This is a genomic window from Streptomyces sp. NBC_00234 (assembly GCF_036195325.1).
In the GTDB taxonomy this organism is placed as follows: domain Bacteria; phylum Actinomycetota; class Actinomycetes; order Streptomycetales; family Streptomycetaceae; genus Streptomyces.
In genome coordinates this window covers 3,256,375-3,270,531 of record NZ_CP108101.1, presented here as the reverse complement: position 1 = coordinate 3,270,531, position 14,157 = coordinate 3,256,375, and the positions used below count along the sequence as shown (strand labels likewise).

The 14,157-nt window shown below is 71.4% G+C and carries 12 protein-coding genes; 10 read left to right on the top strand and 2 right to left on the bottom strand.

What is annotated here, in order from left to right; all coding sequences use genetic code 11:
• Positions 1–111 precede the first annotated feature (111 nt).
• Genes hutU through hutI form a run of 4 tightly spaced genes read left to right on the top strand, consistent with a single transcriptional unit; the run spans position 112 to position 5,706 of the window.
• A complete protein-coding gene (gene hutU, locus OG230_RS14130) occupies positions 112–1,842 on the top strand; it encodes a urocanate hydratase (protein ID WP_328910551.1) in 1,731 nt (576 codons plus the stop codon).
• A gap of 17 nt (positions 1,843–1,859) precedes the next feature.
• Positions 1,860–3,074 carry an allantoate amidohydrolase gene (locus OG230_RS14125; protein ID WP_328911396.1) on the top strand — a complete coding sequence of 405 codons (1,215 nt, stop codon included), beginning with the start codon at positions 1,860–1,862 and terminating at the stop codon, positions 3,072–3,074.
• Positions 3,065–4,489 (top strand): formimidoylglutamate deiminase, encoded by a 1,425-nt coding sequence (locus OG230_RS14120; RefSeq protein ID WP_328910550.1) that lies wholly within the window; start codon positions 3,065–3,067, stop codon positions 4,487–4,489. Before OG230_RS14125 ends, OG230_RS14120 begins: the two co-directional genes overlap by 10 nt.
• 44 nt (positions 4,490–4,533) lie before the next feature.
• Positions 4,534–5,706: an imidazolonepropionase gene (gene hutI, locus OG230_RS14115; protein WP_328910549.1), complete on the top strand. Its 1,173-nt coding sequence runs from the start codon at positions 4,534–4,536 to the stop codon at positions 5,704–5,706.
• 107 nt (positions 5,707–5,813) lie between these two features.
• Here hutI and OG230_RS14110 read toward each other — a convergent pair whose 3' ends face one another.
• On the bottom strand, positions 5,814–6,839 hold the full coding sequence (locus OG230_RS14110) for an RNA polymerase sigma factor SigF (RefSeq protein ID WP_328910548.1): 1,026 nt from the start codon (positions 6,837–6,839) through the stop codon (positions 5,814–5,816).
• Between the two features lie 282 nt (positions 6,840–7,121).
• Here OG230_RS14110 and OG230_RS14105 point away from each other — a divergent pair, with 282 nt between their 5' ends.
• The 6 genes from OG230_RS14105 to OG230_RS14080 all read left to right on the top strand — a co-directional run bounded on the left by OG230_RS14105 (position 7,122) and on the right by OG230_RS14080 (position 12,544).
• Positions 7,122–7,490, top strand: coding sequence for an STAS domain-containing protein (locus OG230_RS14105; protein ID WP_328910547.1), 369 nt, complete (start codon positions 7,122–7,124; stop codon positions 7,488–7,490).
• A 192-nt stretch (positions 7,491–7,682) separates the two neighbouring features.
• A complete protein-coding gene (locus OG230_RS14100) occupies positions 7,683–8,174 on the top strand; it encodes an ATP-binding protein (protein ID WP_328910546.1) in 492 nt (163 codons plus the stop codon).
• Between the two features lie 182 nt (positions 8,175–8,356).
• Positions 8,357–9,022 (top strand): peptidase, encoded by a 666-nt coding sequence (locus OG230_RS14095; protein ID WP_328910545.1) that lies wholly within the window; start codon positions 8,357–8,359, stop codon positions 9,020–9,022.
• An 83-nt stretch (positions 9,023–9,105) separates the two neighbouring features.
• A complete protein-coding gene (locus tag OG230_RS14090) occupies positions 9,106–10,092 on the top strand; it encodes a hypothetical protein (RefSeq protein WP_328910544.1) in 987 nt (328 codons plus the stop codon).
• Positions 10,089–11,156 carry a hypothetical protein gene (locus OG230_RS14085; protein WP_328910543.1) on the top strand — a complete coding sequence of 356 codons (1,068 nt, stop codon included), beginning with the start codon at positions 10,089–10,091 and terminating at the stop codon, positions 11,154–11,156. The genes OG230_RS14090 and OG230_RS14085 overlap by 4 nt, the downstream gene beginning before the upstream one ends.
• 14 nt (positions 11,157–11,170) lie before the next feature.
• Complete coding sequence (locus OG230_RS14080; RefSeq protein ID WP_328910542.1) at positions 11,171–12,544, top strand: hypothetical protein; 1,374 nt, start codon at positions 11,171–11,173, stop codon at positions 12,542–12,544.
• Between the two features lie 76 nt (positions 12,545–12,620).
• On the opposite strand, the gene OG230_RS14075 is transcribed toward OG230_RS14080, so the two are convergent.
• Positions 12,621–14,108, bottom strand: a complete 1,488-nt coding sequence (locus tag OG230_RS14075) for an oligopeptide:H+ symporter (RefSeq protein ID WP_328910541.1) — start codon at positions 14,106–14,108, stop codon at positions 12,621–12,623.
• Between the last annotated feature and the right edge of the window lie 49 nt (positions 14,109–14,157).

Below are 14,157 nucleotides of genomic sequence, written 5' to 3'. Positions count from 1 at the left end.
GTGTGGTGAGACACGTCTGCCCGGGCGTGGCGTGGACCGCACCTGTTGACTACAAGTATTCAGACCTTCAGGATGTGAATAGAAGATTCACGTTCGCGAGGAGGCATTGCCATGTCAGGACCCCGCCCCGTACGGGCACCGCGCGGTACCGAACTGAGCGCCCTGGGATGGCAGCAGGAAGCCGCCCTCCGCATGCTGCAGAACAACCTCGACCCCGAGGTCGCCGAGCACCCCGACAAGCTCGTCGTCTACGGCGGCACGGGCAAGGCGGCCCGCGACTGGCGCTCGTTCGACGCCATGGTCCGTACGCTGCAGACGCTCAAGCAGGACGAGACGATGCTCGTCCAGTCCGGGCGGCCGGTCGGCGTCATGCAGACCCACGAGTGGGCGCCGCGCGTCCTGATCGCCAACTCCAACCTGGTCGGCGACTGGGCGAACTGGGAGGAGTTCCGCCGCCTGGAGGCCCTCGGTCTGACCATGTACGGGCAGATGACCGCCGGGTCGTGGATCTACATCGGCACCCAGGGCATCCTCCAGGGCACGTACGAGACCTTCGCCGCCGTCGCCGCGAAGAAGTTCAACGGCACGCTCGCCGGGACGATCACCCTCACGGCCGGGCTCGGCGGCATGGGCGGCGCCCAGCCGCTGGCCGTGACCATGAACGACGGCGTCGCGATCTGTATCGACTGCGACCCGCGCGCCATCGAGCGCCGGATCGAGCACCGCTTCCTGGACGTGAAGGCCGACAACCTGGAGCACGCGCTCCAGCTGGCCGTCGAGGCGCGCGACGCGCGGCGCCCGCTCTCCATCGGCCTGCTCGGCAACGCGGCGGAACTGCTGCCCCGCATGCTCGCCGAAGGTGCCCCGGTCGACATCGTCACCGACCAGACGAGCGCGCACGACCCCCTCGCCTACCTGCCGCTCGGTGTCGACTTCGACGACATGGCCGCGCTGGCCGCCGAGAAGCCCGCCGACTTCACCCAGCGGGCCCGGGAGTCGATGGCCGCGCACGTCGAGGCGATGGTCGGCTTCATGGACGCGGGCGCCGAGGTGTTCGACTACGGCAACTCGATCCGTGGCGAGGCGCAACTCGCCGGATACAGCAGGGCGTTCGACTTCCCGGGCTTCGTGCCCGCGTACATCCGGCCGCTCTTCTGCGAGGGCAAGGGCCCCTTCCGCTGGGCCGCGCTGTCCGGTGAGGCGTCCGACATCCACAAGACCGACAAGGCGATGCTCGAACTCTTCCCGGAGAACGAGTCGCTGCACCGCTGGATCAAGATGGCCGGCGAGCGGGTCCACTTCCAGGGCCTGCCCGCCCGGATCTGCTGGCTCGGCCAGGGTGAGCGCGACAAGGCCGGCGAGCGCTTCAACGACATGGTCGCCAGTGGCGAACTGGTCGCCCCGCTGGCCATCGGCCGCGACCACCTGGACTGCGGCTCGGTCGCCTCGCCGTACCGCGAGACCGAAGCCATGCTCGACGGCTCCGACGCGATCGCCGACTGGCCGCTGCTGAACGCCATGGTCAACGTGGCGTCCGGGGCGTCCTGGGTGTCGATCCACCACGGCGGCGGTGTCGGCATGGGCCGTTCCATCCACGCGGGGCAGGTCACCGTCGCCGACGGTACGAAGCTCGCGGGCGAGAAGATCCGCCGGGTGCTCACCAACGACCCGGGCATGGGTGTCATCCGGCACGTCGACGCCGGCTACGACATCGCGGAGTCGGTCGCCGCGGAGCGCGGGGTCAGGGTCCCGATGCGCGAGGGCGGCCCGGACGCCGAGTCCGGCACGAGCTCCGCGTCCGGCACGGGCGACGCGTCCGGCACGGACGGGACCGCCGCGTGAGCCCCACCTTCCACGCGATGTGGGCGTCGTTGCGGAACATCGGCCGCAACGCCGAGTCCGGCGGCTACCGCCGCTACGCCTGGACCGGGGCCGACGCCGACTGCCGCCTCTGGTTCCGGATGCAGGCCGAGGCCCGCGGCCTCGACTGCGAGGTGGACCGCAACGGCAACCAGTGGGCCTGGCTCGGTGACCCCCTCGCGGGGGACGCCGTCGTCACCGGCTCGCATCTCGACTCCGTGCCGGACGGCGGCGCCTTCGACGGCCCCCTCGGTGTGGTCTCCTCCTTCGCCGCGCTCGACGAACTCCGCCGCAGGGGAGTGGAGTTCGCCAAGCCTCTGGCCATCACCAACTTCGGTGACGAGGAGGGGGCCCGCTTCGGGCTCGCCTGCGTCGGCTCCCGGCTCACCGCCGGGCAGCTGAGTGTCGAGAACGCCCACCGGCTCCGCGACGGTGACGGCGTGAGCCTGCCGCAGGCCATGGAGGCCGCCGGGTACGACCCCGACGCCATCGGCCCGGACCCCGAACGGCTCGCCCGTATCGGCGCGTTCGTCGAGCTCCATGTGGAGCAGGGGCGCGCCCTCGACCTCACCGGCGACCCGGTCGGCATCGCCTCCGCGATCTGGCCGCACGGGCGCTGGCGGTTCGACTTCCGCGGGGAGGCCAACCACGCGGGCACCACCCGGCTCGCCGACCGGCGCGACCCGATGCTCACGTACGCCGAGACCGTGCTCGCCGCCCGTCGGGAGGCGGAGCTCGCGGGCGCTCTGGCCACGTTCGGGAAGATCTCGGTCGAGCCGAACGGGGTCAACGCGATCCCCTCCCTCGTGCGCGGCTGGCTCGATTCCCGCGCCGCCGACCAGGCCACCCTGGACACCGTCGTCACCGGCATCGAGCGCGCCGCCCGCGAGCAGGCGGAACGGCACGGCATCGATCTCGACGTCGTACGGGAATCCGTCACCCCGGTGGTGGAGTTCGAGCACGCCCTGCGGGACGAGATCGCCAAGATCCTCACCGGGCGGCCGTCCCACGACACGGACCGCGCCCTGCCCGTCCTCGGTACCGGAGCCGGGCACGATGCGGGTATTTTGTCCGCTTCGGTGCCTACCGCCATGCTGTTCGTCCGCAATCCGACCGGGATCTCGCACTCGCCGGCCGAATTCGCCGCCGAGGACGACTGCGTGGCCGGTGTGATCGCACTCGCCGACGTACTGGAGGGCCTCGCGTGCCGCTGACGACCGAGCCGACCCCGGCCGATCCGCCGACCGGGACGGAAGCAGCCGCCTCCGCCCCGGCGGGGGCGGGCGGCGACCCCGCCTCCGTCACCTACTGGCTCTCCCACGCCTGGCTCGGCAACCACGTCGAGCCGGGCGTCACCCTGGACGTGGCCGGCGGGCGGATCGCCGGTGTACGCACCGGCGTCGGGACACCCCCGCCCGGCGCCACGGTGCTGCGCGGACTGACGCTGCCCGGGCTGGCCAACACCCACTCGCACGCCTTCCACCGGGCCCTGCGCGGCGGCGTCCAGGTGGGCTCGGGCACCTTCTGGACCTGGCGCGAGCTGATGTACCGGACGGCCTCCCGGCTCACCCCCGACACCTACTACGACCTGGCCCGCGCGACGTACGCCGAAATGGCCCTCGCCGGGATCACCTCGGTCGGCGAATTCCACTATCTGCACCACGCGCCCGGCGGCACTCCCTACGCCAACCCGAACGCGATGGGCGAAGCGCTCGTCGCCGCCGCGGCCGAGGCCGGAATCCGCATCACCCTGCTGGACACCGCCTACCTCGCCGCCGGATTCGGCGAGAAGCCCGGCCACCACCAGCTCCGCTTCTCCGACACCACCGCCGACGCCTGGGCCGAGCGTGCCTCGCTCCTCAAGGGCGACGACCACGCGCTGATCGGCGCGGCCATCCACTCCGTACGGGCCGTGCCGGCCGGGCAGCTCGCCACCGTCGCCCAGTGGGCCGCGGAGCGGGACGCTCCGCTCCATGTCCACCTCTCCGAGCAGATCGCGGAGAACGAGGCGTGCCTCGCCGCCCACGGACGCACCCCCACCCGGCTCCTCGCCGACCACGGGGTGCTCGGCCCCCGCACCACGGGCATCCACAACACGCACCTCACGGCCGAGGACATCGAGCTGCTGGGCTCCTCGGTCACCGGCACCTGCATGTGTCCCACCACCGAACGCGACCTCGCCGACGGCATCGGACCCGCGGTCGCCCTTCAGCGCGCGGGTTCCCCGCTCTCGCTGGGCAGCGACAGCCACGCCGTGATCGACCTCTTCGAAGAGGCCCGCGCGATGGAGCTGAACGAGCGGCTGCGCACCCACATCCGGGGCCACTGGACGGCTGCGGCCCTGCTCCGGGCGGCCTCCGCCGACGGGCACGCCGCACTCGGCCGCCCCGACGCGGGCGTCATCGAACCCGGCGCGCCCGCCGACCTGGCCACCGTCGCCCTGGACTCCGTCAGAACAGCGGGACCGGTGCCCCGGCTGGCTGCCGAAGCCGTCGTATTCGCCGCCTCCGCCGCTGATGTGCGGCACACGGTCGTGGCAGGCCGTCACATCGTCCGGGACGGTCACCACACCCGGATCCCGGACGTATCCACGGCACTCGCCTCGGCCATCGCCGCACTGCACGGCTGATCCCGGACCCCCCGGCCCCTCGCGCAAGGAGAAACAGCCTCCCCATGACGACGACCGCCATCACCAACATCGCCGGCCTGGTCACCAACGACCCCTCCCTCGGAGACGGAACCCCCCTGGGCCTGATCCGGGACGCGGCCGTCGTCATCGAGGGCGACCGCGTCGTCTGGACCGGTGAATCAAGCAAAGCACCGGCCACTGACAACGCCGTCGACGCGGGCGGCCGGGCCATGATCCCCGGCTTCGTGGACTCCCACTCCCATCTGCTCTTCGCGGGTGACCGCACGCAGGAGTTCAACGCCCGGATGTCCGGCCTGGCCTACTCCGCGGGCGGCATCAGGACGACCGTCGCCGCCACCCGCGCCGCCTCCGACGACGAGCTCGCCGCCAACGTCGCGCGCTATCTCGCCGAGGCGGCGCGCCAGGGCACCACCACCTTCGAGACCAAGTCCGGCTACGGCCTCACCGTCGAGGACGAGGCCCGCGCCCTGCGCATCGCCGCCGACCACACCGAGGAGGTCACCTACCTCGGCGCCCACGTCGTACCGCCCGACTACGCCGACGACCCGGCCGGCTACGTCGACCTGGTCACCGGGCCGATGCTGGACGCCTGCGCCCCGTACGCCCGCTGGATCGACGTCTTCTGCGAGAAGGGCGCCTTCGACGGCGACCAGGCCCGCGCCATCCTCACCGCGGGCCGCGCCAAGGGCCTGCACCCGCGCATCCACGCCAACCAGCTGAGCTACGGCCCCGGCGTCCAGCTCGCCGTCGAACTCGACGCCGCGTCGGCCGACCACTGCACGCACCTGACCGACGCCGACATCGACGCGCTGGCCCAGGGCGACACGGTCGCCACGCTCCTGCCGGGCGCCGAGTTCTCCACCCGCGCCGCCTGGCCCGACGCCCGCCGCATCCTCGACGCGGGCGCCACCGTCGCGCTCTCCACGGACTGCAACCCGGGCTCGTCCTTCACCTCGTCCATGCCCTTCTGCATCGCCCTCGCCGTACGGGACATGGGCATGACGCCGGACGAGGCCCTCTGGTCGGCCACCGCGGGCGGCGCCGCCGCGCTGCGTCGTACGGACGTCGGCAGCATCGCCCGGGGCGCCCGCGCGGATCTCGTCCTCCTGGACGCCCCGAGCCACGTCCACCTCGCCTACCGGCCGGGAGTTCCCCTGGTCAGCGCGGTCTGGCAGCGCGGAGAGCGCACGCTCTGACCGTGCCGTGACAGCCCGTCACACATGCGGAAGGACCCGCCCGTTGTCGGGCAGGTCCTTCCGCAAGGCTTCACCGGTGCCGGGCCGTCGACGCCCGGAGCGGCAGGTCATTCCTCCAGGGTCAGGCCCTTCCTGAGCTTGACCAGCGTCCGCGAGAGCAGCCGCGAGACGTGCATCTGCGAGATGCCGAGCTCCTCCCCGATCTCCGACTGCGTCATGTTGGAGACGAAGCGGAGCGAGAGGATCGTGCGGTCGCGCAGCGGGAGCGAGGCGATGAGCGGCTTCAGGGACTCCACGTACTCGATGCCTTCGAGCCCGTTGTCCTCGTAGCCGAGCCGGTCCGCCAGGGCGCTCTCGTGGTCGTTCTCCTCGGGCTTCGCGTCCAGCGAGCTGGCGGTGTACGCGTTGCTCGCGGCCATGCCCTCGACGACCTCGTCGTGGGTGATGCCGAGGCGCTCGCCGAGCTCGGCCACGGTGGGCGCCCGGTCCAGCTTCTGGGAGAGCTCGTCGCCCGCCTTGGCCAGGTCGAGCCGCAGCTCCTGCAGGCGGCGCGGGACGCGCACGGACCAGCTGGTGTCGCGGAAGAAGCGCTTGATCTCGCCGATGATGGTCGGCATCGCGAAGGTCGGGAACTCGACGCCGCGGCTGAGCTCGAAGCGGTCGATCGCCTTGATCAGCCCGATGGTGCCGACCTGGATGATGTCCTCCATCGGTTCGCTGCGGGAGCGGAACCGTGAGGCGGCGAACTTGACGAGGGCCAGGTTCAGCTCGACGAGCGTGTTGCGCACGTACGCGTACTCGTGGGTGCCCTCTTCGAGGGATTCGAGCCGCGCGAAGAGCGTCTTCGACAGCGCCCTGGCGTCCAGGGGGCCCACTTCCGCGTAGGGCGGGATCTCGGGCAGTCCCTCCAGGCCGTCCAGCTCCTCCGGCCCCTCGCCGTACTGGGCGGCGGGGACGTCGGTTCTGTCGGCGCTCTCGTTCGTGCCGGTCGTAAGGGTCCTGCAGGTCCTGCTGGTGGTGCTGGTGCGCGGGCCGGGTACGGCGATCGCGGCAGGGGAGTCGGAATCGGTCGGTCCCTGAGGACATATCGACGGCGCGTTCTGGGTACGCGGTTCGTCGAGCCGGGGTGACATGCTTCTCCTCCATCGTTCTCGGCATATGGCTGCCGATGCCCATACGTGTTCCTGCGGTGAAGCGGCGCCTCCAAAGCCACGAAAATCGGTATCCCCCTACCCTTACCCGGTTCCTACTGCGACTTACAAGCGCCAAATACAGCGCTTTGTCCGCTTTGTTCGGGTCTTCGGCTACCGCGTGGCGAACGGAACGCGTACTGTTTTACGAACGTCGGCGACGGCTACGCAGACGGCCGCGCAGGTACCCGCGCGGACGGTGACGGACGACGAAGAGGAACGGGCATGGACCGCGGGACGGTCGGCAGTGCGAACCGGGGTCGGCTTCATGTCGAGGTCCGGACCGAGGGGCGCAGCGAGGTTGTGACGCCGGTGGGTGAGCTCGATCACCACACCGCCGATCTGCTGCGCGAACCCCTGGAGAGTGCGGTCGAGCAAGGGCGTGTGCGCCTGGTGGTCGACTGCTCGCGACTGGAGTTCTGTGACTCCACGGGGCTGAACGTGCTTCTCGGCGCCCGGCTCAGGTCGGAGGCGGCCGGTGGCGGCGTGCATCTGGCCGGCATGCGGCCCGTCGTGGCGAGGGTTTTCGAGATCACCGGGGCCGAGGCGGTTTTCACCGTCCACGACTCCGTCGAAGACGCTCTCGAATCCTGACCGCGACCTGCGCATCCACGCCCCGGGCACCCCGGGTGTCGCACTCGTCACGCGATCGCGTGGACCAAGTGGGTGTTGTCACGATTCAGCCGGGCAGGAGACACCCCGGTGGCGTCCTGAGGGCTCGCACACTCTGTATCTGATCAGTATCTGTTCGATGGCGACACGGTGAATCGGTGAGGTGAAGCGCTGATGAGCACCACCCGGCAGCATCCGCCGGGCGGCCTCGGCCGCGAGCCGGACGACGCAGGCGCAGCCTCCGCCGCTCCGGAGGACCGGCAGTGGCGCACGCTCTCGCTGGGGCAGGCCAGCGGCATTGTGCCGATGGCCCGTGATTTCGCCCGGCAGGCACTGCACGACTGGGGCTGGCTCCCGGCCGTGGGCGCCGACCGGCGTGCCGCCGCCGAGGACGTGCTGCTGGTCGTCTCCGAGCTGGTCACCAATGCCTGCCTGCATGCGGAGGGTCCTGAGGAGCTCCGTATCGCCTGCACGCCGAAGGTGCTGCGGGTCGAGGTCGTCGACCGGGGCGCGGGACAGCCCGCGCCGCGCACCCCGCACCGTGCCGGGCGGCCGGGCGGTCACGGCATGTTCATCGTGCAGCGGCTCTGTCTGGACTGGGGTGTCATGCGCACTCCCGACGAGCCGGGCAAGACCGTCTGGGCGGAGCTGGCCGCGCCCGCCTGATTTCCCGCCGGGCCGTGCCCGGATTCGTCCACCCGAAGAGCGCACCGGATCGGTGCGCTCTTTTGTCTTCCCTCCAAAAGGCCCCAGGCGTACCTTGGGCGCCGATCTGATGCGTCGTCAGTAAATCGCGGCCGTACGGAATACGGCCCGCGCGGCGACTCCCGGCATGAGGGGAACTCGAGGTGTCGAACCAGAAGAGGACAGCTCTCGCTGCGGTGTCCGCGGTGGCGGGCTCGGTGGTGCTGATGGCCGCGCCCGTCGCCCACGCCGAGGTCGTGGACGTCAACTACCAGTGCCAGACGCCGATCGGCCCCAAGGGGGCCGTGTCGCCCATCGACATCAAGGGCGTCAAGAGCGGATCCGGCTACACACTCACCATGTCCTTCCAGAAGGGCGTCTCGTCCAGTCCGGTCGAACTGGGCAAGGGCGCCATGAAGCCGAGCGCGGTGATCAAGCTGGGCGGCGCCGAGAGCGGGCAGGTCAGTGTCTCCGGCGCTGCGAACACGGCGGCCATCCCCGCCAACACCCCCATCAAGATCAGCGACTTGTCGGGTACGTACACCCCGAAGAAGACCGGCAAGGTCACCTTCACCGCCGGTGTGCTCACCATCAAGGCGCTCGGTACGACCACGACCTGTACGCCCAAGAACAATCCCAAGCCCTCGCTCGAACTCGACGTGGCGGGCGCGGCCACCTCGCAGAACGCCCCGGCGGGCGGCGGCGAACTGCCGAAGACCGGCCCGCTCGACTCCGCCGCCGCGCTCGGCACGCTCGGCGGCACGGTCCTGCTGACCGGTGCGGCCGGAGTGCTGTGGCTGACCAGGCGGGGGCAGCGGGCCACGGGCTGAGGCCCGCACCGCACCCGGAGGGTGCCCGGTCACGGGCGCCCAGGACGCCACACCCCGCACGCACCCGCACCAGGGAGCCGCCCATGTCGCTGTCGACCGGTCACGCCGCCCGAGCGGCGCTCGCCGTACTCCTGTGCGCCTTCGCCGTCACCCCGGCGTCCGGCGCCGATCGCCGGGACGCCGCCACCCCGGGCTGGTCCGCCGGGCCCACCGGTGGCGGCGCGCGGCCGAGCGACGGCGGCCGGCCGTACTTCTACCTGGAGGGCGCGCCCGGCACCGTACTGGAGGACCGCCTCTCGGTGGCCAATCCCGGGCGCACCGAGATCACCGTGCGCCTGCGGGGAGCCGACGCGTACAACACCGAGGGCGGCGGCTTCGCCGTGCGCGGGGCGAAGCGTTCCACCGGTACGGGTTCCTGGCTGCGGCTCGCCTCGCGCGAGGTGACCGTACCGCCCAGGACCCGCGCCGAGGTCCCCTTCGCCGTCACGGTGCCGCCCGGCGCGACGCCCGGTGACCACCCCGGCGCCGTCCTCGCCGTGAGCGGGGGCCGCGAGGTGGGCGTGCGCGTGCATCTGCGGGTGAGCGGGCCGACCCTGGCGGCGCTCACCGTCGAGGACGTCTCCCTGTCCGGGCGGACCATCCGCTACGCCCTCGTCAACCGCGGTAACGCGGCTCTCGTACCGCGCCTGGCCGTCACCGCGGACGGACTGACCGGCGCGTTCCCCCGGCGCCAGGCCCGCACACTCCCGCTGGAGCTCCTGCCGGGGCAGCGGGTGGAACTGACCGAGCCGTGGCCCGACGCCCCGGCCCTCGACCGCGTCACGGTCCGGCTGAGCGTCACGGCGGCGGGCGGCGCACGCGGTGAGGCGTCGGCAGCGGCGGTGTACGTCCCCTGGGCCCCGCTGACCGGCGGCGCCCTGGCGGTGCTCGCCGCGGCCGGCGCGGGCGCGTACGCATGGCGGCGACGCGGACGCGGCACGGCACCGGGCGACGATCCGCCCGGCCGGTCCTCGTCCGGTGAACCGGATTCCCCCGACAGGCACTTGGTGAAGGCAGGAGCGCACTCGTGACCGGAAAGACCGGACCGGCACCCCTCCGGCGCGGCAGCGGCCGGGCAGCCGTGGGGCTCCTCGCCCTGCTGCCCGCCCTGCTGTCCGTCCTCCTGCTCCTGCCCGCCGCCCCCGCCGCCGTCGCGGCGGACGGGCCCACTGTCACGCTCTCCGCCGAACAGGCGGGCAAGGGCGGCGACATCACGGTCAAGGGCCGTGACTGGCGTCCCGGCACCCTGCTGATGATGCTGATCTGCGGACGGGCCACGCCCGCCAAGGGCGTGATCGGCGGCACCAACTCCTGTGCCAACGCGGACGGCCGCGCCGTCACCACCGACAAGGCGGGCGCCTTCACCAAGGAGATGCCGGTCGCCGAGCCGCCCGTGCCCTGCCCGTGCGTGGTGCACGTCGCCACGGTCACCGGTGAACAGGCCACGGCCGACGCGGTGTTCACGGTCGCGGGGCACCCGACCGCCCCGCTGCCCGAACAGACCGGAGGCGGCAGGCTCGCCGTGCTGGCGACCACCCGGCTGGCGGGCGACAGCGGACTGCTGACCTGGTTCGGCGCCCCGGCCTCCCGGAAGCTGGTCTTCACCGTCGGCAACCTGGGCTCGGCTCCGGTGAAGGACCCGGTGTTCGAGATCGGCACCGCGCACGGCGTCTACGCCCCGCAGTGGGAGGAACGGCAGTGGCGCGGCACCGTCGCACCCGGCCGCAAGGCGCAGATCGAGCTGCCCGTCGAGCTGACCGCGGGCGCGCACGGCGACTACCAGGTCTCCGTGCGGTACGGGACGAAGGTGCTGGCCGAGCAGCCGTGGCGGGTGGGCCGCCCCTGGGGCGTCACGCTCTTCTGGATCCTGCTGTGCGTCGTCGTGCCCGCCGCCGTCTTCCGTATCGGCATGGCGGTCGTCGACAAGGTGCGCCCCCGCCCCGCCGCGAGCCGTCCGCGCCTCCCGCGTCACCGTCCCCGGCGGCGTATGCGGGCGGCGCCGCCCGTGAGCACCACGACCACGGCCTCGCTGCCGTGGTTCACCCCGGATTCCGCACCGTCAGAGAACAGACCCACGACGAAGGGACATTCGTGAGCACGCAACGGAGGATGAGCGCGGCAGGAGTCGCGCTGATGCTCGGCGGGGCGGGGATTCTGCTGGTCGCGAGTCCAGCCCAGGCCGCCGACGTCTCGTACGCGACGGAGTGCATTCCGCCCGCGATTTCCGGACTGCCACCCGTCCAGGGCACCACCAAGGTGCAGCTGACCGCTCCGGCGGAGGCCAAGGTCGGAGACGAGATCGAGGTCGTCTGGAAGACGGTCGAGGCCGCCTCCAAGAACCCCGACGTCCTGGACCTGGACAAGGACACGGTGAAGCCGACCGGCACGATCAAGCTGGGCGGGGCGGCGAGCGGTGAACTCAAGCTCGAAGGCCCCCGGCAGAACCCGCCGATCCCCAAGAACAGTCCCATGGTGCTGCCCGACATGAAGGGCACGCTGAAGCTGGAGAAGGCGGGCGATCTCACGCTGACGCCGGACGGCTACACCATCAACGTGTCCAAGCCGATCTCCACGGACACCAAGTGCTCCCCGAAGGAGGCGGTCCAGCCGGGCGCCACGATCAAGGTGACGGAAGGAGGCGGCGGTACGACATCGGGCGGCACGACGGCCGGTGGTACGACCGCGGGCGGCACCACGGCCGGTGGTACGACCGCGGGCGGTACGACGGCCGGTGGTACCACCGCGGGAGGTACCACCGCAGGCGGTACGACAGCGGGTGGCACGACCTCGGGCGGTTCCGACGCGGGCGGTACCGCCTCCGGCGGCGGCAGCGGCCAGACGGACTTCCCCGGCAAGGAGGTCGCGGTCAACTTCGCCTGCACCTCCCCCGGACCGGCCGGCATCGCCTCCAAGGTGACGATCAACGCCAAGAAGAACGGTGGGAGCTACGCACTCACGGTCAAGACGGCCAAGGGCGTGATGGACAGCCCCGCCGCGCTGCCCGCCGGTGCGCTCAAACCGTCCATGGACGTCACCGTCGGCGGCGCCGACAAGGGCTCGGTGAAGGTCACCGGCCCGGCCAACGCCGAACCGCTGGAGCAGGGCAAGCCGGTCGATCTGGCCGACATGACCGGCACCTACAAGCCGGGGGCGTCCGGGAAGTCCACACTCAGCCCCGGCACCCTGACGATCGACGTGACCCTGGGATCGTCGAAGATCAACATCCCCTGCAAGGTCAAGGGATCGGTGGCCCCGTCACTGGAGCTCGACACCGCGGCCCAGCCGGGCGGCGCCTCGGGCGGCACCTCGGGCGGCGGAGCGGCGTCCGCCGGCGGTACGGACTCCGGCGGCGGTCTCGCCGACACCGGGGCCGAGGACGACGGCGCACTGCGCGCGCTCGGGCTGGTCGCCGGTACGGCGATCCTGCTCGGCGGCGCGGTGTTCACCTTCACCCCGTGGCGCAGGCTGCGCGGGGTGCGCTGAGTCCCCGCACGACGACGGAGGGCCCGCCGCACCGAGATCGGTGCGGCGGGCCCTCCGTACGGGGCGGCTACGCGGGTCAGCGCACGTTGCCCATGAGCTGCTTGACCTTGCCGCGGTACATGAAGATCGCGACACCGGCCATCACCGCGAGGGCGGCCTGCAGAGCGACCACCCCTGTGCCGTTGAGGTCGACCCCGGCGATGGACAGCAGACCCGTGGTGCAGTCACCGGCCGTGACGGCCAGGAACCAGACACCCATCATCTGGCTGGCGTACTTGGCCGGAGCCATCTTCGTGGTCACGGAGAGACCGACCGGGGAGAGCGTCAGCTCGGCGACGGTCTGGATGAAGTAGATCGCGACCAGCCACATCGCGGCGGCCTTGTGGCCGTCGCCCGCGATCGTCAGCGGCATCAGGAAGACGAAGAACGACGCACCGACCAGCACCAGACCGGAGCTGAACTTCACGATCGTGCTCGGCTCCTTGCCCCGCCGGTTCAGCGCCAGCCAGAAGGCGGCGAAGATCGGGGCCAGCGCCATGATCAGGACCGGGTTGACCGACTGGTACCAGGAGACCGGGAACTCCCAGCCGAGGACCGAGTTGTCGGCCGAGGACTCGGCGAAGATCGCCAGCGTCGAACCGCCCTGGTCGTAGATCATCCAGAAGATGGCGGCGGCGACGAAGAACCAGATGTAGCCGGACATCTTCGACTGCTCGGCGGTGCTGAGCTCCTTGTCGCGCTTGATGCGCGCCAGGACGACCACCGGGATGACCAGACCGGCGACGGTGATCGGGACCAGCAGCCAGTTGAGCGTGTAGACGCCGGTGACGACCGTGCCGATGTAGAAGACGGCGGCGACGCCCATCCAGATCATGGCCTTGCGCAGGGTCGAGGCGCGCTCGGCCGCGTCGAGCGGCTTCGGGACGACGAGGCTGCGCTCGTTCAGGTGGCGCGTGCCGAGCAGGAACTGGGCGACGCCCAGACCCATGCCGAGCGCGGCGAGGGCGAAGCCCAGGTGCCAGTTGACGTTCTCACCGACGGTGCCGATGATCAGCGGCGCCGCGAAGGCACCCATGTTGATGCCCATGTAGAAGATCGTGAAGCCACCGTCGCGGCGCGGGTCGTCCGGGCCGTCGTAGAGGTGGCCGACCATCGTCGAGATGTTGGACTTCAGCAGACCGGAGCCGATCGCCACCAGGCCGAGGCCGGCGAAGAAGGTGCCCTCGGACGGCAGCGCCAGCGTCAGGTGACCGATCATGATCACGCCACCGGCGATGGCGACGGTCTTGCGCGGACCCCAGACGCGGTCACCGAACCAGCCGCCGGGCATGGCGAGCAGGTAGACCAGGGACAGGTAGACCGAGTAGATCGCGGTGGCCGTACCCGCGTCCATGTCGAGCCCGTTGGGGGCGATCAGGTAGAGCGGGAGGAGTGCGCGCATTCCGTAGTAGCTGAAGCGCTCCCACATCTCCGTCATGAAGAGAGTGGCCAGGCCGCGGGGGTGGCCGAAGAAGGTCTTGCCGCCGGTCGTGCCGGCAGCATCCTTCGTCAGGCTGGAAGCCATGGTCGATCCTTGCTGGTCGGGACGCGTCGCCTCGTGAGCGTTACGCGCC

Bases quoted from the DNA above. Each gene is read 5' to 3' on its own strand.
- hutU (WP_328910551.1), top strand. From the start codon at position 112: ATGTCAGGACCCCGCCCCGTACGGGCACCGCGCGGTACCGAACTGAGC.
- OG230_RS14125 (WP_328911396.1), top strand. From the start codon at position 1,860: ATGTGGGCGTCGTTGCGGAACATCGGCCGCAACGCCGAGTCCGGCGGC.
- hutI (WP_328910549.1), top strand. From the start codon at position 4,534: ATGACGACGACCGCCATCACCAACATCGCCGGCCTGGTCACCAACGAC.
- OG230_RS14110 (WP_328910548.1), bottom strand. From the start codon at position 6,839: ATGTCACCCCGGCTCGACGAACCGCGTACCCAGAACGCGCCGTCGATA.
- OG230_RS14105 (WP_328910547.1), top strand. From the start codon at position 7,122: ATGGACCGCGGGACGGTCGGCAGTGCGAACCGGGGTCGGCTTCATGTC.
- OG230_RS14100 (WP_328910546.1), top strand. From the start codon at position 7,683: ATGAGCACCACCCGGCAGCATCCGCCGGGCGGCCTCGGCCGCGAGCCG.
- OG230_RS14090 (WP_328910544.1), top strand. From the start codon at position 9,106: ATGTCGCTGTCGACCGGTCACGCCGCCCGAGCGGCGCTCGCCGTACTC.
- OG230_RS14080 (WP_328910542.1), top strand. From the start codon at position 11,171: ATGAGCGCGGCAGGAGTCGCGCTGATGCTCGGCGGGGCGGGGATTCTG.
- OG230_RS14075 (WP_328910541.1), bottom strand. From the start codon at position 14,108: ATGGCTTCCAGCCTGACGAAGGATGCTGCCGGCACGACCGGCGGCAAG.